Raw genomic sequence first — 24,021 nt, forward strand, 5'->3', positions numbered from 1 at the left:
TAACGCTGGGTGAAAACCTGCTGCTACTCGGAGCTTTTTCTTTTTTTATCGATGAAATCCGGACGGCCTGCGTGTACGCCTCGTTATTGCTGGGTGGCGCTTTTTCCACGGGTGGGCCAAGCGATGTTTGTCGCCTGGAAAGCCCGCCCGCCACTGGACTAGTGTGGAGGAAAACCCCATGTGGGGTGCTTGTGGAGAACTGAAAATGGAGCGACATCACAAAAGGATCATCAGTGCGAAAAGGCGCAAGTTGATTGCCGCCTACAAGCTGCCAGGCGCACCGGGAAAGACGCCCTCTGTACCGGTGGGCACCGTGGAGGATGATTGCAACGCGGCCGTGGTGAACAACGGGGTGATCTCGTTTATCGAGGGCATGTCCGCCTTGAACCGCGAGTACGTGCGCAAGAGCTACCTGCTGGCGAGCAGCTATGTCAGCGATGTGTTGAAGGTGCAGCGCGGTACCGAGGTTTGGTACGACGAATTTATTAAGGTGATGGTCAGCCTGGGCTGGCTGCCGGTGCGCAGCCGCTTCAAGCGGGTGTCGAGCTCCGGCAAGGGCCTGACTGTACAACTGGCGGCGCTGAATATCATTGCGACAATGCTGGCATCGACTTCGCTGGCCGGGCCATTGCTCGCCGCACTGCCGAAATTAGCGGCCGACGCGCTGGAGGCGCTCAAGCGTCAACCCGTCTCGTTCGAGCTTTTCAAACGCAACAGCACGGTGCACCAAGGCGGTGATTTTGGCCTGGCGTCTTGTGCCGAAACCGATGGCGAAGTGACGATGGTGCTGGTGACTTACAGCTCCCACGGCGTGAGCAAACAGCTGGGGCTGCCGTTTCTGGAATGGGACAGTGCCTCGTTCGAGGCCTTCAGCGGGCAGACCTGCCTGGTGCTGAATACCTCGGTGGTCAACGAAAAAACTGTTCAGCTGATGCGCGAAAGCGCAGGTGACAAGGTGCAATTGGCAATCGCCAAGTACCGGATCTAGGGCACCAGGTAACCGCGCACCCCGGTAAAGATGATCTGCGCGGCGAGGGCGCACACGAACAACCCCATCAACCGGCTCACTATCTGCAAGCCCTGGTCACCCAGGATGCGTTCGATCCGGTTGGACAGGTACAGCACTACGCCCACCGTGAGGCTGGCCAGGGCGATACTGAGGATGGCCATGATCTTGTCATCCCAATGCGGTTGGCTGACGCCCATTACCAGCAGCGCACCGATGGTGCCGGGGCCGACGGTGAGCGGGATGGTCAGCGGCACGATGGTCACGTCCTGCTGCACATTGTCGGTCTGCACCGCTGACTTGCCCTGGGCCATGCCCAGGGCGGAGATAAACAGCACGCTGCCGGCGCCGATGCGGAAGGCGTCCACGGTGATGCCGAACACACTGAAAATGACTCGGCCGAACAGGTAGAGCAATACGCTCGAGACCAGTGTTGCCAGGGCCACTTTCCAGGCCAGCCGCCGGCGTTCCTTGCTGGAGTAACCCCGGGTCAGGCTGATAAAGCAGGACAGCACAAAGAATGGGCTGTAGAGCACCAGCATCTTCAGGTAAACGCTGAATAACACGTGGAGCATGGGGGGCGGCTCGCGGGCGGGGGAAGTGGGGAGAGTCTAACAGGCGACACTGATCAAATGTGGGAGCTGGCTTGTTGTGGCAAGTCCGCTCGCCACAAAAGCCTGTTCATGTCGCCACAAAAGCCTGTTCCCACATTGAGATCGCATTTTATGTCAGGACGGGGCGTGTTCCGGCCGCAGCTGACGCTGTGCCACCCAGAATTCCACCAACTCGCGCAACTGCGATAACTCCACCGGCTTGGCCATATGCCCATCCATCCCCGCCTGGCGCGCACGCTCTTTATGCTCCGAGAGAATGTGCGCTGTAAGCGCAACCACCGGGGTACGAATGCGTTGGTGGCTAACCTCCCACGCCCGCAGTTGCTGGGTAGCAGAGAAGCCATCGAGGATCGGCATTTCACAGTCCATCAACACCAAGTCGTAACGCTGGGCCTTCATCGCCTCGAGCGCTTCTTCGCCGTTACTGGCGGTGTCCGGGTTGAGGTTGAGCTTGCCGAGCATGCCGCGAATCACTTTGGTGGAGATGCTGTTGTCTTCGGCCACCAGGATGCGGAAATCGGCAGGCACGGTCACGGCTGCCGGTGCGCTGAGGGCCACGCGTGGCACCACCACGCCTTTGCTGCGCTGGGTCAGTTCGTCGGCCAGGGTGGTCTTGAGCGTATAGCCGGCCACCGGCTTGGCGAGGATGCGCTTGATCCCGCAGTTGCGCGCGATGATCTTGCTTGGCGCGTTGCTGATGCCGGTGAGCATGATTAGCAGGATGTCGTGGTTCAGGCTTGGGTCTTCCTTGATCTTCGCCGCCAGTTGCATGCCAGTCATGCCGGGCATGTTCTGGTCCAGCAGCACCACGTCGAAGTAGTCGCGCAAGTGCGCCTTGGTGCGCAGCAACGCCAGGGCCTCTTTGCCGGACGGCACGGCACTGACGTTCAGGCCCCAGGCTGTGCATTGTTGCACCAGCACTTTGCGGCACGTGTCGTTGTCGTCCACCACCAGCACCCGTGCGCCTTTGAGCGGGCCGTCGAGGTCAGAGGTCGGGTGCTCCAGGCGTTCCGGGTCCAGCGGCAGGGTCAGCCACAGGGTGCTGCCTTGGTGGCTGCCGCTCTTAATGCCGAACTCGCCGTTCATCAACAGGATCAGTTGGCGGGCGATCACTAGGCCCAGGTGGCCGCTCAAGCGTGTGGCCGAGAGGAAGTTCTTGCTGTGCAGTTCGCTGTTCAGCAACGCGTCGCGCTCGGCGGCTTCCATCGGCAGGCCGCTGTCTTGCACGGCAATGCGCAGGCGCGGTTTGGTGCTGCGCTCGTCGAGGGCGACGACGATCAACACTTCACCTTCATCGGTTTTTTGCAGGGCATTTTCCAGCAGGCTCAACAGTGCCTGGCGCAGGCGCGTCGGGTCGCCACTGATGACGCGGGGCACCTGGGGTTGAATAAAACTAATCAGTTCGACGTTCTGCTGCTCGGCCTTGGCGCGGAAGATACTCAGGCAGTCTTCGATCAGCGCATTGAGGTCGAATTGCACGTCGTCCAGCTCGATCTGCCCGGACTCCAGCTTGGAGATGTCGAGGATCTCGTTGATCAGCGTCAGCAGTTCGTTACCGGCGCTGTGGATGGTCTGTACGTAGTCGCGCTGCTTCACCGACAGCGGCGTGCCCAGCAACAACTCGGTCATACCCAGCACGCCGTTCATGGGTGTACGTATTTCGTGGCTGATCTTTGCCAGGAACTCGGCCTTGGCGGCGATCTCGGCATTGCTCGCCGCCAGGTCGCGGCTGAGGCTGAAGCGCGCCTCGACAATCGCGCGCTGGCGCTCGCCGAGGGCCAGGCTCATCAGCAAGCCGCTCAGGCAGATAAAGCCGAGCAGCGTGACGATCAAGCCTTGCGGGGCCACCAGCGTCAGGCCGAGCAGGGCTGGCAGAATGATCAGCGTGCCGATGTTGAACACCACCATCGCCGCCATGAACAGACGCGCCGGCCGGTAGCCTTTTTGCCAGTGATACGCCGAGACAAACAACATGCTCAAGCCGGCCAGGGCGACCAGTGCATAGGTGATGATGTTCAACGGCAAGGTATTGACGAACAACAGCAGCAGGCCGCACAGCACGATCAGCAGGATGTCGGCCATCAACAGCTTGTTCAGCGGGTGCGGGCCCAACGGCATGAAAAAACGGTAGGCAAACATCAGCCCGCACGGCGCGGTCAGCAGCAGGGCGAGGTAGGCGCCTGGTGTCTGCACCGCGTGCCAGTTTGGCAGCCACGGCCCCACGAGGTTCAGTAACAGCGCCAGGCTCAGCATCAACAACACTTCGCAGGCCGCCAGCCACAGGCTGCTGCGTGAGCGGTGGTAGGCGAAGCGCGTGAGGTTGTGCAGGATCAGCATCAGCAGGCAGCCGAACAGCAGGCCGTAGATCAGCGTCTGGTTCTGGTCGGCGGCGGCGAGCACGGCCGGTTCCAGTGTGATATAGGGACGCAGTTCGTGTTCCGAGACCAGGCGCAGGTACACCTCAAGCGGCTTCTGGCTCTGTGGCATCGGCAGCATGAAGTCGCTGCTGGGCAGCGGGCGTTCCGCCTGGGGCTGGCGGGTGCCGGTGCTTTGTTGTTCCACCAGGGTGTCGCCGTCCAGTACATAGAGGCTCAGGTGGGAGAGATCCGGGGCAAACACCCGCAGCACTTGCTCGTGCTTGCCGGGTTGCAGCTTGAAGCGTACCCACAACGCACCGTCCGGCTCGGCGGCGGTAATCCGGTCCAGTTCGATGGGGCTGAATTGATTGGTGTAGCGAGCCGAGCGGATGTCGCTCAGTTGCAGGTCGGCCTGTTCATCAAGCAATACTGCCCAGCCAATGCCTTGCGCGGCGGCCTGGGCCGGGAACAAGCAGAGCAGAGTCAGCAGACTGACTGTGAAACCTATGGCGATCCTGAGCCAGCGCACGGCGAAATCCCTTCGTAGGTTGATGCACGGGTTAACTATGCGCGGGGCGACATGGGTACGGCAAGGGCCAGAGGCCCTTGCCTAACCGAACGGATAGCTACTTGAATGTAGCGCCTCAGTTGTTCTCGCCACGTTCACGGGCAATGGCGCGGTAGCCGATGTCCGTGCGGTAGAAGCAACCTTTCCAGTCGATTTTCGCGGCCAGCTTGTACGCCTGTTGTTGCGCGGCGTCGACACTGGCACCCATCGCGGTGGCGCACAATACGCGGCCACCTGCGGTTACAACTTTGCCATCCTTGAGCGCGGTGCCCGCATGGAACACCTTACCTTCTAGCGTAGCAGCTGCGTCGAGGCCTTCAATCACATCGCCTTTGGCGTAGTCGGCAGGGTAACCACCGGCCGCCAGCACGATGCCAACGCTCGGACGTGGGTCCCACTGCGCTTCAACCTTGTCCAGCGCCTGGGCCAGCGCGGCTTCCACCAGCAGCACCAAGCTCGATTGCAGGCGCAGCATCACTGGTTGAGTTTCCGGGTCACCAAAGCGGCAGTTGAACTCGATGACTTTCGGGTTACCGGCTTTGTCGATCATCAGGCCGGCATACAGGAAACCGGTGTACACATTGCCTTCGTCGGCCATGCCACGCACGGTCGGCCAGATCACCAGGTCCATCACGCGCTTGTGTACGTCGCTGGTGACCACTGGGGCCGGGGAGTAAGCACCCATGCCGCCGGTGTTCGGGCCAGTGTCAGCATCGCCGACGCGTTTGTGGTCTTGGCTGGTGGCCATTGGCAAGACGTTTTTGCCGTCGACCATCACGATAAAGCTGGCCTCTTCGCCGTCAAGGAACTCCTCGATGACCACGCGCGAACCGGCGTCACCGAAAGCGTTGCCGGCGAGCATGTCGCGCACGGCGTCTTCGGCTTCCTGCAGGGTCATCGCTACGATTACGCCTTTACCGGCGGCCAGGCCATCGGCCTTGATCACGATTGGCGCGCCTTTTTCACGCAGGTAGGCCAGTGCTGGCTCGATCTCGGTGAAGTTCTGGTAGTCGGCGGTCGGGATCTTGTGGCGCGCCAGGAAGTCTTTGGTGAACGCCTTGGAACCTTCCAGCTGGGCAGCGCCAGCGGTCGGGCCGAAGCAGTCCAGGCCACGGCTGCGGAACAGGTCCACAACGCCGGCAACCAGCGGCACTTCCGGGCCGACGATGGTCAGGGACACATTTTTTTCGGCAAAGTCAGCCAGTTGCTCCAGGGCCAATACGTCGATAGCGACGTTTTCGCACTTGGCTTCAATGGCGGTGCCGGCGTTGCCGGGGGCGACAAAAACTTTCTGGACACGCGGGTCCTGGGCAACTTTCCAGGCCAGGGCGTGTTCACGGCCACCGCTGCCAATGATCAAAACATTCATTTCATAAACCTCAAATTCTGTCAGTTGATCGTTCCCACGCTCCGCGTGGGAACGCAGCCCGGGACGTTCCGTCTCACGCCGGTGGGAACGCAGCCCGGGACGTTCCGCGTCCCTCGGACGCAGAGCGTCCGTAGAGGCATTCCCACGCAGAGCGTGGGAGCGATCTGTCAGTGGCGGAAGTGGCGCATGCCGGTGAAGACCATGGCAATGCCGGCTTCGTCCGCAGCGGCGATGACTTCTGCATCACGCATTGAACCGCCCGGTTGGATCACGGCGGTAACACCGGCCTTCGCGGCATTGTCCAGGCCATCACGGAATGGGAAGAACGCATCGGAAGCCATTACCGAACCGACTACCTGCAAGCCTGCATGCTCAGCCTTGATCGCGGCGATACGCGCCGAGTTCACGCGGCTCATCTGGCCGGCGCCGACACCGATGGTCTGGCGGTTTTTGGCGTAGACGATGGCGTTGGACTTAACGTATTTGGCGACTTTCCAGGCGAAGATCAGGTCGTTGATTTCCTGCTCGGTTGGCGCGCGTTTGGTCACGACCTTCAGGTCTTCGCTGCCGATCATGCCGATGTCGCGGCTCTGTACCAGCAAGCCGCCGTTGACGCGCTTGTAGTCCCAGGCAGCGGCACGGTCAGCCGACCACTCGCCGCAGGCCAGCAGGCGCACGTTGGCTTTGGCGGCAACAATGGCGCGGGCCTCGATGCTGACGGAAGGGGCGATGATCACTTCGACGAACTGACGCTCGACGATGGCTTTGGCGGTTTCGGCATCCAGCTCGCGGTTGAAGGCGATGATGCCGCCGAACGCGGATTCGGTGTCGGTGGCATAGGCCAGTTCGTACGCCTGGCGGATACCGCCTTCAGCGTCCGGGCTCACAGCCACGCCGCACGGGTTGGCGTGCTTGACGATCACGCAGGCCGGCTTGACGAAGCTCTTCACGCATTCCAGCGCGGCGTCGGTGTCGGCCACGTTGTTGTAGGACAGCTCTTTGCCTTGCAACTGGGTTGCGGTGGCGATGCCGACTTCAGCCGGCTTGGCCTCAACGTAGAACGCCGCGCTCTGGTGCGGGTTCTCGCCGTAGCGCATTTCTTGGGCCTTGATGAACTGGCTGTTGAAGGTGCGCGGGAACTGGCTGCGACCTTCTGTGCTGAGGGTTTCAGCCGCCTGGTTCACGGTGCCCATGTAGTTGGCGATCATGCCGTCGTAGGCGGCGGTGTGTTCGAACGCCTTGAGCATCAGGTCGAAACGCTGGGCGTAGGTCAGGCCACCGGCTTTGAGGCTTTCGAGCACTTGGGCGTAGTCGCTGGCGTTAACCACGATGGCCACGTCTTTGTGGTTCTTGGCGGCAGAGCGGACCATGGTCGGGCCGCCGATATCGATGTTTTCGATGGCGGTCGGCAGGTCGCAGCCAGGCTTGTTGATGGTGGCTTCGAACGGGTAGAGGTTAACGGCCACCAGGTCGATCGGCTTGATGCCGTGCTCGGTCATGATGGCGTCGTCGATACCGCGACGACCGAGGATGCCACCGTGGATTTTCGGGTGCAGGGTCTTGACCCGACCGTCCATCATTTCTGCGAAACCGGTGTAGTCCGCGACTTCTACTGCGGCCACGCCGTTGTCCTGCAGCAGTTTGAAGGTCCCGCCCGTGGAGAGGATTTCCACACCCAGGGCTTCCAGCTCCCGGGCAAATTCGAGGATCCCGGTCTTGTCGGAAACACTGATCAAGGCGCGGCGGATCGGCAGGCGGGTAGTCTGGTCGGTCATTTCAATTTCCATCAAAAGCAAAGGAGTCAGCAAAAAAGGCGTCCGTTTTTTACGCGGGCGCCTTTCTGGTTTGATTGAATGCTTACAGCAAATCGTACTGCTTGAGCTTTTTGCGCAAGGTGCCACGGTTGAGGCCCAGCAGCTCACTGGCTTTGGTCTGGTTGCCCTTGACGTAGTTCATCACGCTTTCGAGCAAGGGGGCCTCGACCTCGGAGAGCACCAGGTTGTACACGTCCGTGACGGAAGCGCCCTCAAGGTGGGCGAAATAATTGTGCAGCGCCTTCTCGACACTCCCGCGAAGGGTCTGGCCTTCTTCGCTCGGCGTGTTGAGGTGCTGTTTCAAATTGACGTTGTCGCTCACGGGTGTTGTTCCACTCACTAAAGTCTCGGTCATCATCGTCATGCGGCCACCCCCTCTCCGTCCCCTGTCCCCAGGCTCTTTTCGCGCTCGCTGAAAAACTCTCGAACGGTGGCGACCTGTGCATGCGTATCATCCAAACGATTGAACTGGGCGCGAAACTCCCTGGCGCCCGGCAAGGTTGCGAGATACCAGCCGACATGCTTGCGAGCAATGCGTACTCCCATCACGTCTCCATAGAAGGCGTGCAGGGCGGCCAGATGCTCTAGCAGAATACGTTCCACCTCGGTCAGCTCCGGTGCCGGCAAGACTTCGCCGGTACGCAGAAAATGCTCGATCTCACGAAAAATCCATGGCCGCCCCTGGGCGGCCCGGCCTATCAACAAGCCATCGGCACCGGTTGCGTGCAGCACGCGCCGGGCTTTCTCGGCTGAATCGATATCGCCATTGGCAAACACCGGAATCGACACCGCCTGCTTGATCGCGGCAATGGTGTCGTACTCGGCTTCACCGGTGTAAAGGTCGGCGCGGGTGCGGCCATGCACCGCCAGCGCTGTAATGCCTGCCTGTTCGGCGATCTTCGCCACCGTCAGGCCGTTCTTGTTGTCCCGGTCCCAGCCGGTACGAATCTTCAGGGTGACCGGCACATCCACTGCGGCGACAACGGCCTGCAGGATCTCGGCTACCAATTGCTCATCTTTCAACAGGGCGGAACCGGCGGCCTTGTTGCAGACCTTCTTGGCCGGGCAGCCCATGTTGATATCGATGATCTGTGCGCCCAACTCCACGTTGGCCCGGGCCGCAGCCGCCAGCATCTGTGCATCACCACCGGCGATCTGGACCGAGCGGGGCTCGGGATCACCTTCGTGGATCATGCGCATCCGCGATTTGCGGGTGTTCCACAAGCTCATGTCGCTGGTGACCATTTCAGAGACTACTAGACCCGCGCCCAAACGCTTGCACAGCTGACGAAAGGGCTGGTCGGTGACGCCTGCCATCGGGGCGAGGATCAAGCCATTTGGCAATGTGTATGGGCCGATGCGTACCGCCGACATAGGACTTCCCTGTTGTGGGGCCGGATCATTAGAGTTCGAAAAAGGGTTGGCATGATACCCGCTCTCGATGACTGGATAAAGGCTGAATTGGATAAAATCTGAACAGTTATTTCTTTATCGCCGCTGGTTTGGTTGCGCAGCCCAGTCAATAATCTGCCGTCAAACCTCGACGCGTGTGCCGCCTCACTCGGGCGAGTGGAAACTCAGGCTGTAATTCACGGCTTTATTGCCTGGATCGAGTATGTCCAAGGAGATATGGATCGGTGTCTGCGAAGGCATTTCGCTCACTCCGGCAAGCTCACCACTCAGGTATTCGGCCGGTTTGAAGCGACGACTGGCAATCAGTCCGCCGTTCAAATCGGCGAAGCGCAGTTCCAGCAGCGGGAAGGGCTGGGAGAACGTCGCGCGGTTATAGAGGATTGCATCCACCACCAGCGCTCCGGCGAACTCCGGGTTGCTGCGCACCACCAGGTTGCTGCTCTTGATATGTGCGATATCGACCCGTGATGGCACGGTGCAGCCCAGTGTGGGGCACAGTTGCTGGAACCATGGGCGGTAGGCGTCCTGGCGGGCCAGTTCGTCGAATTGATAGGCGATGTACTGGCCTGCGAGGCCCGCAGCAGCCAGCAAAACCAGGATGATCCAGATAAGGCGACGGCCCCAGCCGGATGGACGTTTCTGCGCGTAAAGATGCAGTGGGTCGTCTTCCAGGTCCTGGAGGACGGCGTCGTGAAGGCCGGCATCGGGGCGCGGGCGCTTGCGACGCGGCTGAGGGCGTTCTTCAGGCTCGGGCTCGTCCACGGCATGGGTCAGGGGCGTGAACGGCGGGTCGAAGTCGTCATCGTCAGGGGAGGAGCGCAACAGCGGCTCTTTGTCGATATCGCCCGTGTGAAACGACATCGATGGCTCGGTGCGCTGCTTGGTCGCAGCCGCCGGTTCAGGCTCGTCTTCGGGCGCTTGGGGGCGTTCTTCAGGCGGTTCGCTGAACAGGCTGGCGGCCCATTTTTCTTCGTCGGCCTTAACGGTGCCGCGGGTGGCGCTGAGTGAGTCCTCAGGTTGCCGGCGGTCGACGTTTGCCTGACGGCGTTCCAGCTTGGCCAGTTCTTGTCGAGTCGTCCAGCTTGGCCAGTTCTTCGTCGAGGTCCAGGTTGTCGAGGTCCAGGTCTTCGGCGGCCCACTGTTTCTGGCTGATGGCCCTTGGTATTGCGGGGGCTGCCTTGGGCGTCGGTTGAACCGCTGGTTCAACCGCAGCTGGCTGTTCAGGTTTCGACGCTGATGCCCCGGCACGCTGCTCCAGCAACTGGCGAATCGCGTTGAACACTTGCAGGCACGAGCCGCAACGTACCACGCCACGGGCCACGTTCAATTGAGCGTGGCTGACGCGAAAACGCGCTTGGCAATGTGGGCACTGGGTGACGAAACTGTCGGTCATGCGGCCATCCGATTCAGGCAAGCGCTCATTCTAGCGCCGACGCCCACTGATGCGTACCCAGCCATCGCGGTTGGCGATCGGGTCCAGCTCGAAGTCCTTAGCATAGGCCGCCGCCACATCTTCGCCTTGCTCGGCGAGGATGCCCGACAGCGCCAGGCGGCCACCTGGCTTGACCAGGCTCGACAGCTGCGGCGCCAGGGCTACCAGTGGCCCTGCGAGGATGTTGGCCACCAACACATCGGCCTGCACCTGGGGCAGTTGCTCGGGCAGGTAGAGTGGGAATTTGCCCTCAGGGATGTGGTTGCGCCCAGCGTTATCGCGGGAGGCTTCCAGGGCTTGCACGTCGATGTCCGTGCCTACAGCTTGCTTGGCGCCCAGCAGCAGGGCGGCAATCGCCAGGATCCCTGAGCCGCAGCCGAAATCGAGCACGTTGCAGTCGGCCAGGTCCTGGCCGTCGAGCCATTCCAGGCACAGCGCGGTGGTGGGGTGGGTGCCGGTGCCGAACGCCAGGCCCGGGTCGAGCAGCAGGTTGACCGCCTCTGGCTCAGGCGCGGCGTGCCAGCTCGGCACGATCCACAGGCGCTGGCCGAAACGCATCGGCTGGAAGTTGTCCATCCAACTGCGCTCCCAGTCCTGGTCTTCGATCACTTCGCTGTGATGCTCGGGCAGCGGGCTACCGGTGAGCAGTTGCATATGGGCCAGGACGGCGGCGGCATCGGTGCCGTCTTCGAACAGGGCCAGCAAGTGGGTGTGGGACCACAGCGGCGTGGTGTTGAGTTCGGGTTCGAAGATCGGTTGGTCTTCGGCGTCCATGAAGGTCACCGACACGGCGCCCACTTCGAGGAACGCGTCTTCGTAGGTTTCGGCTTGTTCTGGGCTGATGGCGAGACGGACTTGCAGCCAAGGCATGGCGGGCACCTTTGAAAAAATGAGTGTGCGACCGGCTGGGTCGCGAAAGGGCGCAAGTTTACGCGAGCGGCGTGCAGAAGACGACTGTGCTGACTGCACACTCAGTCCAAATGTGGGAAGGGCTTATGTGGGCGCCGGGCTTGCCTGCGATGCAGGCGCGTTCCGCCAGCTCCCACACAAGCCAGCGCCCACAGGATTTTGTGCTGTTCTTGATAGCCCAGAAACAACAAAGCCGCCCGAAGGCGGCTTTGTTGGGGGAACACTTACTGGTTAGCCAGCTTGTGTTCCAGGTAGTGAATGTTCACACCACCTTCGCAGAAGCCTTCATCACGAACCAGATCCCGATGCAGTGGGATGTTGGTTTTGATGCCGTCAACCACGATTTCGTCCAGGGCGTTACGCATACGGGCCATGGCCTCGTCGCGGGTAGCGCCCCAGGTGATCAGCTTGCCGATCAGCGAGTCGTAGTTGGACGGAACCTTGTAGCCGCTGTACAGGTGCGAATCGACGCGAACGCCGTTGCCGCCTGGAGCATGGAAATGCTTGACCAGGCCTGGACTTGGGATAAAGGTTTTCGGGTCTTCGGCGTTGATCCGGCACTCCAGGGAGTGGCCGTGGATCTTCACGTCGTCCTGGGTAAAGGACAGCACATTGCCGGCGGCGATGCTCAGCATCTCCTTGACGATGTCGATACCGGTGACCATCTCCGACACCGGGTGCTCTACCTGCACACGAGTGTTCATCTCGATGAAGTAGAAACGGCCGTTCTCGTAGAGGAACTCGAAAGTACCGGCGCCACGGTAGTTGATGTCGATGCAGGCCTTGACGCAACGAGCCAGAACTTCCTGGCGCGCGGTTTCATCCAGGCCCGGTGCCGGTGCTTCTTCCAGTACCTTCTGGTGACGACGTTGCAGCGAGCAATCGCGGTCGCCCAGGTGGATGGCGTGGCCTTGGCCGTCGGACAGAACCTGCACTTCCACGTGACGTGGGTTAGTCAGGTACTTCTCCAGGTAGACCATCGGGTTGCCGAACCAGGCAGCCGCTTCAGAGCGAGTCTGTTTGGCGGCTTCGATCAGCTCTTCTTCCTTGTGCACCACGCGCATGCCGCGACCACCACCGCCACCGGCGGCCTTGATGATCACCGGGTAGCCGACTTCACGACCAATGCGCAGAGCCGTTTCTTCGTCTTCAGGCAGTGGGCCGTCGGAACCTGGAACGGTGGGTACGCCGGCGGCGATCATGGCGTCCTTGGCCGATACCTTGTCGCCCATCAGGCGAATGGTGTCGGCTTTCGGGCCGATGAAGGCAAACCCGGATTTTTCCACCTGTTCGGCGAAATCGGCGTTTTCCGCGAGGAAGCCGTAGCCCGGGTGGATGCCATCAGCGCCGGTCACTTCAGCGGCCGCGATGATGTTGGAGACTTTCAGGTACGAGTTGGTCGCCAGTGGCGGGCCGATGCAGATGCCCTCGTCGGCCAGCTTCACGTGCATCAATTCGGTGTCGGCCGTCGAGTAAACAGCGACGGTCTTGATGCCCTCTTCCTTACAGGCGCGCAGGATACGCAGCGCGATCTCGCCGCGGTTGGCGATCAGGACTTTTTGCAGTTTCTTCGCAGGTTTCAACATCGAAGGCGCTCCGCGGTTCAAACGATGGTGAACAGCGGCTGGTCGTACTCAACCGGCTGACCGTTTTCTACCAGGATGGATTCGATGACGCCGGCTTTTTCAGCTGTGATGTGGTTCATCATTTTCATCGCTTCAACGATGCAGATGGTGTCGCCCACTTTCACGGTCTTGCCGACTTCAACGAAGGCTGGCGAGGTCGGTGCCGGGGTGCGGTAGAACGTACCGACCATTGGCGACTTGACCACGAAGCCGTTCAGTACAGGCGCAGCCGGTGCGGCAGGCGCTGCAGCAGCAGGTGCGGCGGCTGGAGCAGCCGCTGGAGCCGGTGCTTGCATTTGCGGTGCGTAGAACTGTTGGGCTGGGGTCTTGCTGTGACGGCTGATCCGTACGGACTCCTCGCCTTCCTTGATTTCCAGCTCGTCGATACCGGATTCTTCCAGCAGTTCGATCAGTTTCTTAACTTTACGGATATCCATGAATCATCAACTCCCAAGGGTCGGTCAGGGGCGCTTGGCCGGTTGTTCAAGCTGTTCCAGGGCGGCCTCCAGGGCCAGTCGGTAACCGCTGGCGCCAAGGCCGCAGATCACTCCTACCGCTACGTCGGAGAAGTAAGAGTGATGGCGGAAAGGTTCGCGTTTGTACACGTTGGACAAATGCACTTCGATGAATGGGATGCTCACCGCCAGCAGCGCGTCACGTAATGCAACACTCGTGTGCGTAAAAGCGGCGGGATTGATCAGGATAAAGTCCACGCCTTCGCCGCGCGCGGCATGGATGCGATCAATCAATTCGTACTCGGCATTGCTTTGCAGGTAGAGCAAATGGTGGCCGGCATCACGAGCCCTCTGTTCCAGATCGAGGTTGATCTGTTCCAGGGTCACTGCCCCGTAGACGCCCGGTTCGCGGGTGCCGAGCAGGTTCAGGTTGGGTCCGTGAAGAACCAATAAGGTCGCCATCGGCTGTTCCTTGTTATTGATGTGGGTACGGCAGAACTCGGCGACTATGCCGCAAAGCGTTTGTGACTGTCCAGTTCTATGCAGTAGGCGGCACGATTAGCGAGGATTGCGCAAAATTTGTGACTGCGGGTCAGATTCCGGTCATTGGTAAGACGGCCCGAAATCGGCGCGGATCCACTGTGGTAGCGGGCTTGCCTGCGATAGCGGCAGGTCAGCCAGCCTATCTTGCACAGGCATACCGCTATCGCAGGCAAGCCCGCTCCCACATTTTAATCTCCGCATGACGGGCGATTGGGTCAGACGCGGAAGGCTTGCACGGCCGTGTTGAGCTGCCCGCCCAGCACCAGCAGGTGTTCGCCTTGGCGACGGCCCTGGCCAATGCGCAGCAAATTGTCCTCACCCAGCTGGTGAATCCGCTCGCTGTTATCGCGAATCTCACTGACGGCGCCACTTTGCTGTGCGGTTACATCGGCGATGCGCACCGCCGTGTCGGAAATGGTTTGGATAGCCCCGACGATTTCATCCAAGGCACCGTCCGCCGCCTGGGCTTGCTGGGCAGTGGCTTCGGCGTGTTCGACCTGGGTGCGCATGCCTTGCACCGATTGGTGGGCGGCGGTTTGCAGGCCGGCGATCAGCGTCTGGATTTCGGCCGTGGCGCCGGCGGTGCGTTGCGCCAGCGAGCGCACTTCATCGGCGACCACGGCAAACCCGCGCCCGGCCTCACCGGCACGCGCAGCTTCGATGGCGGCGTTGAGCGCCAGCAGGTTGGTCTGGTCGGCAATCGCGCGAATCACCGTCAGCACACCGCCAATGGTGGCGGATTCTTCGGCGAGTTTTTCGATCATCTGCGCGTTTTGCTGCACTTCGCCCACCAGGGCATGCAGCCCGGTCAGGCTCAGGCCGATCACGCGTTGGCCCTGTTCCACGGCCTGGCCCGCACTGCGGCTGGCACCGGCGGCCTGGCTGGCATCACCGGCCACTTGCTGGATGGTCGCCTCCAGTTCACCCAGCGAATCACGGATCTGCGCGGTGTCCCCGGCCTGGCGCTCGGCACCGTCGTGCAGACCGCTGCTCAGCTCGGCGAGGGCGCGGCTGCTACCGGCCACTTCTTCGGCATTGCCGCGAATGGTGCCGACCAAATCGACCAGATAAGCGCGCAGGCGGTTGAGCGAGGCTTCGATATCGTGCAGCTCGCGGTTGGTCTTGCCCAAGGCAATCGGTCGGCTGAAGTCGCCTTCGGCCCAGGTCGACAAGGCGGGTGCGAGGTTGGTGAGTACGCGCGCCAGCTTCCTTTGTAGCGTGTCGATCAGCAGCGCGATCAGCAGAATCAGGCCGATCATCACGCCTTGCATCAGGCGCACTTCGCCCTGGATCTTGGCGTGTTGCGCGCGCACTACCGGCTCCAGGCCAGCGATGGCTTGCTGCACGGTAGCGATTTTCACATGGGTGCTGTCGGCCAGCGCGGTGCGCAGTTGGATCTGGTCGCGGGTGCGTTTGAGTTCGGCGGGGTAGCGGGTCAGCAGGCTGTTGAGTTCGCGCTTGAGGTCGACGCCAGTGTCTTGGGCTTCGGTTTTCTCGGTGTTTTCCAGGCCCATCATGGCGGAAAAGTCATCAGTGTTGGACTCGGCACTGGCCTTAACGCCGAGCAACGGCAGCTGCGCCAAGAGGTCCGCCTGGGTGCGGATGCTGGCGACTTCGCGCTCCACATCATCCGCCAGTTCCGCGCGCCCGCTGCTCACCAGCTTGTCGCGGGCCAGGGACAGCTTGCCCAAGTGCTGGGACGCGGCCAGCAACGGCGGCAGATAACGCGAGGCCTCGGGCGAGTTGACGCCCATGGCGTACTGGCTCAGTTGCTCCAGGTTCGCGCCCAATTCGCGTTCGGCTTGCAACAGCAGGGCTTGCGGGTCGCCGGCCAGTTTGCCGGCGGCCAGCAGGTCGGTTTTGCTGAAGGTGTCGAGGTCTACCAGGCTGGGACGCAGGTTTTGCGCCAGCTCTGCGGGCAGTTCGTCCAAGTGCTGCAACAGGCTTTCGAGGCTCTGGCCGGCACTGCTCAAGCGCAGGGCATCGCCGCTGGCCAAATAGTCGTCGATGTTGCGCGCGGCTTGGTTCTGAAAGGTTTGCGACAGGCCCAGGTAGCGTTCCATCAGCAAATAAGGCCGCTCCAGCGCCCGTTGCGACCACCACAGCGTCGCCCCAAGCGCCAGGCACACGGCCACCAGAAGGAGGGTATTCAGATTGGTCAGCAGCTTCAGGCGCATGCGTGGTTTCAACCGACAGCAAAAGATAAGTGCCTGAAGTTATTGCGTTTCCATTACAGAGTTATGACGGATTCAGTGGATTCCGGTGAAAAGGTGGCACTTTGCTTTGACGTGCGCGCGGCTTGCACGCGGTTACGTCCGGCGTTCTTGGCGCGGTATAGCGCCTCATCCGCCTGGGCGGCCATCATCAAACTGTCGGAGCCGTCGCACAGCTCCACCAGCCCGGCGCTGAAGGTGCACCACAAATCCTGCGGCTGGGCCGGGTAATGAATTTCGGCAAAACGCCCGCGGATTTCGTCCAGCACCTTGCAGGCCGATTCCAGGTCGGTGTCGGGCATCACGATGGCGAATTCTTCACCGCCGTAGCGGCCGATGTAGTCGGTCTTGCGCAAACGCTGTTTGAGAAACAGCGCCAGGCTCTTGATCACACGGTCGCCCATCGGGTGGCCGTGGCTGTCATTGACCCGCTTGAAGTGGTCGATGTCGAGCATGGCAAAGCTCAACGGCTTGTTCTCGCGGCGCGCGCGGAAGCTGCAGTCTTCGAGCAATTGCAGGATATGGGTGTGGTTGTACAGCCCGGTCAGGCTGTCACGGACCATCCGCGCCTTGAGGTTGCGTGCGCGGGCGGCGCGGTTGCGCACGGTGGTGATCAAGTGGCGCGGCTTGATCGGCTTGGTGAGGAAGTCGTCGCCGCCTTCGCTCATGGCATCCAACTGCTTATCCAGGTCGTCTTCGGCCGACAGGTAGATGATTGGCACGCTGACGTAACGGTCGTTGTGGCGAATTACCTTGGCCAGCTCGGTGCCGGTACAGGCGGGCATGTACATGTCGAGGATAATCAGGTCCGGCTGGAAGTCCGCCAGCTCGGCCATCGCCTGGATCGGCTCGATCAAGGTGCGCGTGACGATGCCGGCGCTGTTGAGCAGGCGCTCGGTGTGCAGGGCCTGGGCGCGCGAGTCGTCGATGATCAGCACTCTATACGGCTCGTACTGAGCGACGCAGGTCAGCACTTCGATTTTTTCCAGCAGGCTCGAAGCCTCGAGGGTGCCGGTGAGAAATTCCTGACCGCCGGCGCGCACGGCGGCCAAGCGCGTCGGCGTGTCGGTTTCATGCAGGCTGAAAAACAGCAGCGGCAGCTTTTGTTCCAGGCCTTCCTGGGCTTCGGCGGCGAGCGTGAGGCCCAGGCCAGGGCCGCAGAAATCCACATCCATTACGATCACAGAGGGCAGGCGCTCGGCCAGGGAGGCGCGAAACGCCGCCACGCTGTCGAGGGGCTGGGCGCTCATGCCAAAGAATTCCAGCTGCTTGGCCAGGCGTTCGGCGCGGTCGTGATCGGCCAGCATCACGTAGATCGGCTTGCGCATCGGCGGCAGGAAGGTTTGTTCCAGCTGGTCGCCCTGGCGCAGGCCGGTGCGGGACAGGCGCTGCATCAGGCGGTTGAGCTCGGTGATCACTTGGCTGCTCAGGCGGCCGCGATTTTCATCGACCACCTTGAGCGATTCGCCAATATGCCGCGCCAGTTGGCCATGCTCGGGCTGTTCGAAACGCTCGGCAAAGCGCAGCAGGCGCAGGTTGGCTTCGCTGAGTTCGGACAAATCGGTGTTCGACCATTCGCTGCGTTGCAGGCGCTGCCAGATCTCAAGAATTTGACGTGCCTGATGAATTACCCGCTGGGCAAAATGGTGCTTGAGACGCTCACGGCTCGGGTCTTCTGACTCGGTCATATCCTGACTACTAGTTAGGCTGCATGCTGAGGTCGACTGATGGCTCTATGCTAGCACCTCTTTTCTCTTACATGAGTGTCATACGTCAATTAAGTACAAGTCTGTGCCATTCAATTTTTGACTTGATGGTCGCGCAGCGTAAAAAACGTGCATCCTTTATAGTCCTACTTCCTCACTCCCATGCGCCGCTTTCGGTTAAAAGCCCCGCGCCGATGGGCACGATGGGGTAGGGTTGTGGTCGGAGTGTTTGAACGCACCCGGACAAATGACGTGCATGAACTCAAGTGATTGAAAGGATATCGCCATGCTGGACTGGAAAAACCGCGCAGGCACTGCCAAAGGCCCCGCCCCTGAGCCCAAGTCGGCCAACCGTAGCTACGTTCGCAACCTGGTGATGAGCCGAGCCGTGCTCAGCGTGCTGGGTTTGTACCTGTTGGTCACCGGCGGCCTGGGTTGGTACTGGAGCGAAGAGCCCGCGCTGTTCCCGGTCCAGCAAAATGCCCAGCTTGCCGCCGAGAAGGAAGGCAAGCAGATGGTGGTGGGCTACACCACCGTCGAAACCCTCAAGACCGTGGTCAGCACCTTGCTGAACAAGCCTGGTGGCTACATTTCCAACGACCGTTTCCCGCCAGGCTTGTGGATGGACAACATGCCGAGCTGGGAATATGGCGTGTTGGTGCAGGTGCGTGACCTGACCCGTGCGCTGCGTAAAGACTTCGCCCGTTCCCAGTCGCAGTCGGCTGAAGACGCCGACTTGGCCAAGGCCGAGCCGCGTTTCAACTTCGACAACAAGAGCTGGGTGCTGCCGTCCAGCGAGTCGGAGTACCAGGAAGGCATTAACTCCCTGAGCCGCTACGAAGCACGCCTGTCAGACCCGAACCAACGCGGCGCGCTGTTCTATGCCCGCGCCGACAACCTGAACAACTGGCTGGGGGACGTCGCTACCCGCTTAGGTTCGTTGTCGCAACGCCTGTCGGCCAGTGTTGGCCGGGTGAAACTGAACACCGCGCTGAAAACCGAAGCCCTGGCGCCGGGTGAAGTGCCGCAGCTCGATGAGGAAGTGGTGGAAACCCCATGGATGCAGATCGACAACGTGTTCTACGAAGCCCGTGGCCAGGCGTGGGCACTGTCCCACCTGTTGCGCGCCATCGAAGTCGACTTTGCCGACGTGCTGGCCAAGAAAAACGCCACCGTCAGCGTGCGCCAGATCATTCGTGAGCTGGAGGCCTCGCAGGAGCCGGTTTGGAGTCCTATGATTCTTAACGGCAGTGGCTTTGGCATCCTCGCCAACCACTCGCTGGTCATGGCCAACTATATTTCCCGGGCAAACGCCGCAGTGATCGACTTGCGTCAGCTCCTCAACCAGGGTTGATGATGGACGCTAGTCACAACGAGGCCGCGCACCGCGCGGCCTCTGATGCTGAACTGATCGATTGGGTCGACGAGCAGGACAACCTGCTCGGCACCCTCGTCAGGTCCGACCTTCGCCAGCGCGGCCTTATCGGCCGTTGCACCTTTATTTTCCTGTTCAATTCAGCCGGTGAGCTGTGTGTGCATCGGCGCACCCTGAGCAAAGCCATGTACCCCGGCTTCTGGGACACGGCGGCGGGTGGGATGGTCGCGGCAGGCGAGAGCTACGCTGATTCGGCAGCCCGCGAGCTGGAAGAAGAGCTTGGGGTGGCGGGTGTGCAATTGACCGAGCATGACCATTTCTACTTTGAGGATGGCGACAGTCGGCTCTGGTGCAAATCCTACTCGGCGGTCTGGGATGGCCCGTTGCACCTGCAGCCGGAGGAAGTCATGGAGGCGCGCTTTTTACCCATAGAAATTGTCCTACAGGAAGCTGAGCAAAAGCCTTACTGCCCGGACGCTCAAGAGGGCTTGCGGCGCTATCTGGCCTCGCGTCGCTAAAGTTGCATAAATTGGCGCTATTTGGCTCTTAGCAAGTCGGCTTTTTGCCGTTACACTGCGCGACTTTTCCCCCGAACCACCTTTGCGGTTCGGTAGCGCTGCCCCTGCCTGAGTGGGGCTTCGCGGTCGGTGATCCTCATTGCGAGCACCGATCAGTCTTTGTCCTCCCAAGAGGATTGCCGGTGGCCAAAAAAGCCGCATCCTTCGCCGCCCTTGGTGGCCTGGTATTTTCCACCGACGCAGGTCGACACTGCCCGGACTGTCGTCAGCCCGTGGATTCGTGCACCTGCAAACAAACCCTGATCCCTGAAGGCGACGGCATTGCCCGCGTGCGACGCGAGAGTAAAGGCCGTGGCGGCAAGACGGTGACCACCATCACCGGCGCGCCGCTTGCAGAAGACGCTCTCAAGGAATTGGCCACCACGCTGAAAAAGCGCTGTGGCACCGGTGGCGCGTTGAAAGACGGGGTCATCGAGATTCAGGGCGATCACGTCGAGTTGCTGTTGGCCGAGCTGATCAAGCTCGGGTACAAGGCCAAGAAGTCCGGCGGCTGAAAGCCTCTTCCCAACCTGTGTCTAAACTCTGTCCTGCGAGTGAGGCCGGCGGCTGAAAGCCTCTTCCCAACCTGTGTCTAAACTCTGTCCTGCGAGTGAGGTCTTACCTTGCTCACAGGCAAATCGTCATTTTCATTCTTTAGACTGCGCCAGCCTCAAACCAGGGGCGGCGCCTTCGCCTTCATTTATAGGGGACTTCGATGTCCGTACGACGCACACGCAAAGACGATGGCAGCCAATGGACAGTTGCGGACAGCCGCAGTGTTTACGGGATTCGCCATTGGGGGGCCGGGTATTTCGCGATCAATGAAGCCGGTCGCGTTGAAGTCCGTCCGAACGGCCCGAACAGCACGCCTGTCGATCTGTACGAGCAAGTCGACGAGCTGCGCAAGAGCGGCCTGTCCTTGCCGTTGCTGGTGCGCTTCCCCGATATCCTGCAAGACCGCGTGCGCCAGCTGACCGGTGCATTCGACGCCAACATCGAGCGCCTGGAATACCAGAGCAAGTACACCGCGCTGTACCCGATCAAGGTGAACCAGCAGGAAGCGGTGATCGAGAACATCATTGCCACCCAAGACGTGTCCATCGGCCTGGAAGCCGGCTCCAAGCCTGAGCTGCTGGCCGTGCTGGCCCTGGCGCCGAAGGGCGGCACCATCGTTTGCAACGGTTACAAAGACCGTGAGTTCATCCGCCTCGCGCTGATGGGCCAGAAGCTCGGCCACAACGTGTTCATCGTGATCGAGAAAGAATCCGAAGTGGCGTTGGTGATCGAAGAGGCCGCCAACCTCAAGGTCAAGCCACAGGTCGGCCTGCGCGTGCGCTTGTCGTCCCTGGCGTCGAGCAAATGGGCGGACACCGGTGGTGAGAAGTCCAAGTTCGGTTTGTCGGCGGCGCAACTGCTGTCGGTGGTCGAGCGCTTCCGCGACGCCGGCCTCGACCAGGGCATCCGCCTGCTGCACTTCCACATGGGCTCGCAGATCGCCAACCTGGCCGACTACCAGCACGGGTTCAAGGAAGCCATTCGTTACTACGGCGAACTGCGCAACCTCGGCCTGCCGGTGGACCACATCGACGTCGGTGGCGGCTTGGGCGTGGACTACGACGGTACGCACTCGCGTAACGCCAGCTCGATCAACTACGACATGGACGACTACGCCGGTGTGGTCGTGGGCATGCTCAAGGAATTCTGCGACGCGCAGAGCCTGCCGCACCCGAACATTTTCTCCGAAAGCGGCCGCTCCCTGACCGCCCACCACGCCATGCTGGTGGTGCAAGTCACCGACGTCGAGAAACACAACGACGAAATCCCGCTGATCGAGAACAAGGAAAACCTGCCGGAAACCGTGCAATGGCTGGTGGACCTGCTGGGCCCGACCGACATTGAAATGGTCACCGAGACCTACTGGCGCGCCACGCACTACATGAGCGACGTGGCCACCCAGTACGCCGACGGCAAACTGACCCTGGCGGAAAAAGCCCTCGCCGAACAGTGCTACTTCGCCGTGTGCCGCCGCCTGCACAACTCGTTGAAAGCCCGCCAGCGCTCGCACCGCCAGGTGCTGGACGAACTCAATGACAAGCTGGCCGACAAGTACATCTGCAACTTCTCGGTGTTCCAGAGCCTGCCGGACACCTGGGCCATCGGCCAGGTATTGCCTATTCTGCCGTTGCACCGTCTCGACGAAGAGCCGCTGCGCCGTGCGGTATTGCAGGACCTGACCTGCGACTCCGACGGCAAGATCAAGCAATACGTCGACGAGCAGAGCATCGAGACCAGCCTGCCGGTACACGCCTTGAACGACGGTGAAGACTACTTGCTGGGCATCTTCCTGGTCGGCGCTTACCAGGAAATCCTCGGCGACATGCACAACCTGTTCGGTGACACCGACTCGGTGAACATCTACCAGCGTGAAGACGGGTCTGTGTACAGCGCCGGGATCGAAACCCACGACACCATCGAAGACATGCTGCGCTATGTGCACTTGTCGCCGGAGGAGTTGATGACGCATTACCGTGACAAGTGCGCGAGCGCGAAGATCAGTGCGGCGGAGCGTACGCAGTTTCTGGATGCGTTGCGGTTGGGTTTGACGCGGTCTTCGTACCTGTCGTCGTAACTGAAGTGACCCGGCTCTAATGTTGGAGCCGGGCTTGGGCTCCCACAGGGGATCTGCGCTTAACTGAACGGCATTAGGGCAAGCCCGGCTACCACATGTTGACCTTCGTTTGGTTGTACCTTCTGTGTGAGGTCTGAGCGATGTCGAGTAAATTCCTGCAAGCGTTCACCCTGGCATTCGCCGCGCTGCTTGCCGCGTGCTCCCCAATCAAAGTGCTCAACGCGCTGACGCCCTCCAGCACCTTCACCAAAACCGCCTCCATTGCCTACGGCGATGACCCGCGCCAAAAACTCGATATCTACCGTCCGAGCAAAGCCTCGCCCAACGCCCCTGTCGTGGTGTTTTTCTACGGCGGCAGCTGGAACAGCGGTGCCAAGGATGACTACGGTTTTGTCGGCGAAGCCCTGGCTTCACGCGGCATCGTGGTGGTGATTGCCGATTACCGGCTCTACCCGCAAGTGCGTTACCCACTGTTCCTACAGGACAACGCCCAGGCCGTCGCCTGGACCTATCAGCACATCGCCGACTACGGCGCCGACCCCAAGCAGCTCTACCTGATGGGGCACAGCTCGGGTGCTTACAACGCGTCGATGTTGGCGCTGGATGCGCGCTGGCTTGGCGAAGTGAATATGTCGCCATCGATGCTCAAGGGCTGGGTCGGCTTGGCCGGGCCGTATGACTTCCTGCCGATTGACAACCCTGACGTGAAACCGGTGTTTTTCTTTCCCGACTCACCGCCCGATTCCCAGCCGATCAACCATGTCAGTGCCGGAGCACCGCCGAGCCTGTTGATTGCCTCGACGTCCGACAGCCTGGTCAACCCCACGCGCAATACCGGCGGGCTGGCGAAGAAGTTGCGCGCGGCGGATGTGCCGGTTGAAGAGTTTTACTTCACCAAGACCAACCACGCGACGTTGGTGGCGTCGATCTCCCGGCCCTTACGCTGGCTGGCGCCGGTGCTGGATCGGGTAACCGCATTTATCAGGTTCACGCCGGGCGATTGATCCGATAACGCCAAGGCTTATTGTAACGTCAGGCAGTTTTCCTGTTGGCAGGCACCGGTTTTGCCTGACAGTGTTATGAACTTCACGGCGTCCGTTTTGGTTGTGGTGGACAGCGTGATGACGCCATTGCTCAAGTCCATGGTCAATATGCCGTTAGGCTGGAGGGTTTCCTTCTCGGAGTCGGCGTTGGCCACTTGCATGAAAACGCTCAAAGGGTGAAAACGGCGGGGCTTTTGCGATCCATGTCGGGTCCTTCCTGAAAGGATAGATGTCTGCGTTGCTTATTTTTCTCGATATTTTTGACGGTACAGGCTGTACACCGTTGAGGTCTCGGTGCTATTGCCGCCCATGTGGGTTCGTCCCTGGGTTGCAAGAAGGTTGGGGCCTGAATTTATCGCTCTTCAGGGCCCACCTCCATTCAACGCCGATGAC

The 24,021-nt window shown here is 60.9% G+C and carries 19 protein-coding genes and 1 pseudogene; 6 read left to right on the forward strand and 14 right to left on the reverse strand.

Going from position 1 to position 24,021, the window contains the following annotated elements:
• The first annotated feature begins 205 nt into the window (after positions 1 to 205).
• Positions 206 to 988: a hypothetical protein gene (locus GJU48_RS02825; RefSeq protein ID WP_094949789.1), complete on the forward strand. Its 783-nt coding sequence runs from the start codon at positions 206 to 208 to the stop codon at positions 986 to 988.
• Here the strand turns inward: GJU48_RS02825 and GJU48_RS02830 are convergent.
• The 13 genes and pseudogenes from GJU48_RS02830 to GJU48_RS02890 form a co-directional block, all read right to left on the reverse strand.
• On the reverse strand, positions 985 to 1,581 hold the full coding sequence (locus GJU48_RS02830; RefSeq protein WP_017253590.1) for a MarC family protein: 597 nt from the start codon (positions 1,579 to 1,581) through the stop codon (positions 985 to 987). The genes GJU48_RS02825 and GJU48_RS02830 overlap by 4 nt on opposite strands.
• A gap of 153 nt (positions 1,582 to 1,734) precedes the next feature.
• Positions 1,735 to 4,506: a hybrid sensor histidine kinase/response regulator gene (locus tag GJU48_RS02835; protein WP_094949790.1), complete on the reverse strand. Its 2,772-nt coding sequence runs from the start codon at positions 4,504 to 4,506 to the stop codon at positions 1,735 to 1,737.
• Positions 4,507 to 4,621: 115 nt separating this feature from the next.
• Positions 4,622 to 5,914 (reverse strand): phosphoribosylamine--glycine ligase, encoded by a 1,293-nt coding sequence (gene purD, locus GJU48_RS02840; RefSeq protein WP_094949791.1) that lies wholly within the window; start codon positions 5,912 to 5,914, stop codon positions 4,622 to 4,624.
• Positions 5,915 to 6,081: 167 nt separating this feature from the next.
• Positions 6,082 to 7,689, reverse strand: a complete 1,608-nt coding sequence (purH, locus tag GJU48_RS02845) for a bifunctional phosphoribosylaminoimidazolecarboxamide formyltransferase/IMP cyclohydrolase (RefSeq protein WP_094949792.1) — start codon at positions 7,687 to 7,689, stop codon at positions 6,082 to 6,084.
• An 82-nt stretch (positions 7,690 to 7,771) separates the two neighbouring features.
• A complete protein-coding gene (gene fis, locus GJU48_RS02850) occupies positions 7,772 to 8,092 on the reverse strand; it encodes a DNA-binding transcriptional regulator Fis (RefSeq protein WP_002555375.1) in 321 nt (106 codons plus the stop codon).
• Entirely contained in the window at positions 8,089 to 9,102 is a 1,014-nt protein-coding gene (gene dusB / locus GJU48_RS02855) for a tRNA dihydrouridine synthase DusB (RefSeq protein ID WP_094949793.1), read from the reverse strand. The genes fis and dusB overlap by 4 nt, the downstream gene beginning before the upstream one ends.
• A gap of 183 nt (positions 9,103 to 9,285) precedes the next feature.
• Positions 9,286 to 10,534 (reverse strand): annotated as a pseudogene (locus GJU48_RS02860) (DUF3426 domain-containing protein).
• 30 nt (positions 10,535 to 10,564) lie between these two features.
• Entirely contained in the window at positions 10,565 to 11,443 is an 879-nt protein-coding gene (gene prmA / locus GJU48_RS02865; RefSeq protein WP_094949795.1) for a 50S ribosomal protein L11 methyltransferase, read from the reverse strand.
• A gap of 263 nt (positions 11,444 to 11,706) precedes the next feature.
• Positions 11,707 to 13,068: an acetyl-CoA carboxylase biotin carboxylase subunit gene (gene accC, locus GJU48_RS02870; RefSeq protein WP_094949796.1), complete on the reverse strand. Its 1,362-nt coding sequence runs from the start codon at positions 13,066 to 13,068 to the stop codon at positions 11,707 to 11,709.
• A 17-nt stretch (positions 13,069 to 13,085) separates the two neighbouring features.
• Positions 13,086 to 13,544 carry an acetyl-CoA carboxylase biotin carboxyl carrier protein gene (gene accB / locus GJU48_RS02875; protein ID WP_094949797.1) on the reverse strand — a complete coding sequence of 153 codons (459 nt, stop codon included), beginning with the start codon at positions 13,542 to 13,544 and terminating at the stop codon, positions 13,086 to 13,088.
• A gap of 24 nt (positions 13,545 to 13,568) precedes the next feature.
• Positions 13,569 to 14,024: a type II 3-dehydroquinate dehydratase gene (gene aroQ / locus GJU48_RS02880; RefSeq protein WP_094949798.1), complete on the reverse strand. Its 456-nt coding sequence runs from the start codon at positions 14,022 to 14,024 to the stop codon at positions 13,569 to 13,571.
• Between the two features lie 296 nt (positions 14,025 to 14,320).
• A complete protein-coding gene (locus tag GJU48_RS02885; protein ID WP_094949799.1) occupies positions 14,321 to 16,282 on the reverse strand; it encodes a methyl-accepting chemotaxis protein in 1,962 nt (653 codons plus the stop codon).
• A gap of 53 nt (positions 16,283 to 16,335) precedes the next feature.
• Positions 16,336 to 18,006, reverse strand: a complete 1,671-nt coding sequence (locus GJU48_RS02890) for a response regulator (RefSeq protein ID WP_094949800.1) — start codon at positions 18,004 to 18,006, stop codon at positions 16,336 to 16,338.
• Between the two features lie 304 nt (positions 18,007 to 18,310).
• Between GJU48_RS02890 and GJU48_RS02895 the strand changes: the two genes are divergently transcribed.
• The 5 genes from GJU48_RS02895 to GJU48_RS02915 all read left to right on the forward strand — a co-directional run bounded on the left by GJU48_RS02895 (position 18,311) and on the right by GJU48_RS02915 (position 23,589).
• Positions 18,311 to 19,378 carry a DUF2333 family protein gene (locus GJU48_RS02895; protein WP_094949801.1) on the forward strand — a complete coding sequence of 356 codons (1,068 nt, stop codon included), beginning with the start codon at positions 18,311 to 18,313 and terminating at the stop codon, positions 19,376 to 19,378.
• 2 nt (positions 19,379 to 19,380) lie between these two features.
• Complete coding sequence (locus tag GJU48_RS02900) at positions 19,381 to 19,917, forward strand: NUDIX hydrolase (RefSeq protein WP_094949802.1); 537 nt, start codon at positions 19,381 to 19,383, stop codon at positions 19,915 to 19,917.
• A 182-nt stretch (positions 19,918 to 20,099) separates the two neighbouring features.
• The gene (locus tag GJU48_RS02905; protein WP_094949803.1) at positions 20,100 to 20,471 is read left to right on the forward strand and encodes a translation initiation factor Sui1; all 372 of its coding nucleotides are present in this window, start codon (positions 20,100 to 20,102) and stop codon (positions 20,469 to 20,471) included.
• Positions 20,472 to 20,671: 200 nt separating this feature from the next.
• On the forward strand, positions 20,672 to 22,585 hold the full coding sequence (speA, locus tag GJU48_RS02910) for an arginine decarboxylase (RefSeq protein WP_094949804.1): 1,914 nt from the start codon (positions 20,672 to 20,674) through the stop codon (positions 22,583 to 22,585).
• Positions 22,586 to 22,725: 140 nt separating this feature from the next.
• The gene (locus GJU48_RS02915) at positions 22,726 to 23,589 is read left to right on the forward strand and encodes an alpha/beta hydrolase (RefSeq protein WP_094949805.1); all 864 of its coding nucleotides are present in this window, start codon (positions 22,726 to 22,728) and stop codon (positions 23,587 to 23,589) included.
• Positions 23,590 to 23,606: 17 nt separating this feature from the next.
• Here the strand turns inward: GJU48_RS02915 and GJU48_RS02920 are convergent, their stop codons facing one another.
• Positions 23,607 to 23,789 carry a hypothetical protein gene (locus tag GJU48_RS02920; protein ID WP_155295918.1) on the reverse strand — a complete coding sequence of 61 codons (183 nt, stop codon included), beginning with the start codon at positions 23,787 to 23,789 and terminating at the stop codon, positions 23,607 to 23,609.
• Between the last annotated feature and the right edge of the window lie 232 nt (positions 23,790 to 24,021).

Source organism: Pseudomonas sp. IB20, assembly GCF_009707325.1.
Classification (GTDB): domain Bacteria; phylum Pseudomonadota; class Gammaproteobacteria; order Pseudomonadales; family Pseudomonadaceae; genus Aquipseudomonas.

Coding starts and splice junctions, on each gene's coding strand:
- GJU48_RS02825 (WP_094949789.1), top strand. CDS start 206: ATGGAGCGACATCACAAAAGGATCATCAGTGCGAAAAGGCGCAAGTTG.
- GJU48_RS02830 (WP_017253590.1), bottom strand. CDS start 1,581: ATGCTCCACGTGTTATTCAGCGTTTACCTGAAGATGCTGGTGCTCTAC.
- purD (WP_094949791.1), bottom strand. CDS start 5,914: ATGAATGTTTTGATCATTGGCAGCGGTGGCCGTGAACACGCCCTGGCC.
- purH (WP_094949792.1), bottom strand. CDS start 7,689: ATGACCGACCAGACTACCCGCCTGCCGATCCGCCGCGCCTTGATCAGT.
- fis (WP_002555375.1), bottom strand. CDS start 8,092: ATGACGATGATGACCGAGACTTTAGTGAGTGGAACAACACCCGTGAGC.
- dusB (WP_094949793.1), bottom strand. CDS start 9,102: ATGTCGGCGGTACGCATCGGCCCATACACATTGCCAAATGGCTTGATC.
- prmA (WP_094949795.1), bottom strand. CDS start 11,443: ATGCCTTGGCTGCAAGTCCGTCTCGCCATCAGCCCAGAACAAGCCGAA.
- accC (WP_094949796.1), bottom strand. CDS start 13,068: ATGTTGAAACCTGCGAAGAAACTGCAAAAAGTCCTGATCGCCAACCGC.
- accB (WP_094949797.1), bottom strand. CDS start 13,544: ATGGATATCCGTAAAGTTAAGAAACTGATCGAACTGCTGGAAGAATCC.
- aroQ (WP_094949798.1), bottom strand. CDS start 14,024: ATGGCGACCTTATTGGTTCTTCACGGACCCAACCTGAACCTGCTCGGC.
- GJU48_RS02885 (WP_094949799.1), bottom strand. CDS start 16,282: ATGCGCCTGAAGCTGCTGACCAATCTGAATACCCTCCTTCTGGTGGCC.
- GJU48_RS02890 (WP_094949800.1), bottom strand. CDS start 18,006: ATGACCGAGTCAGAAGACCCGAGCCGTGAGCGTCTCAAGCACCATTTT.
- GJU48_RS02895 (WP_094949801.1), top strand. CDS start 18,311: ATGCTGGACTGGAAAAACCGCGCAGGCACTGCCAAAGGCCCCGCCCCT.
- GJU48_RS02900 (WP_094949802.1), top strand. CDS start 19,381: ATGGACGCTAGTCACAACGAGGCCGCGCACCGCGCGGCCTCTGATGCT.
- speA (WP_094949804.1), top strand. CDS start 20,672: ATGTCCGTACGACGCACACGCAAAGACGATGGCAGCCAATGGACAGTT.
- GJU48_RS02915 (WP_094949805.1), top strand. CDS start 22,726: ATGTCGAGTAAATTCCTGCAAGCGTTCACCCTGGCATTCGCCGCGCTG.
- GJU48_RS02920 (WP_155295918.1), bottom strand. CDS start 23,789: ATGCAAGTGGCCAACGCCGACTCCGAGAAGGAAACCCTCCAGCCTAAC.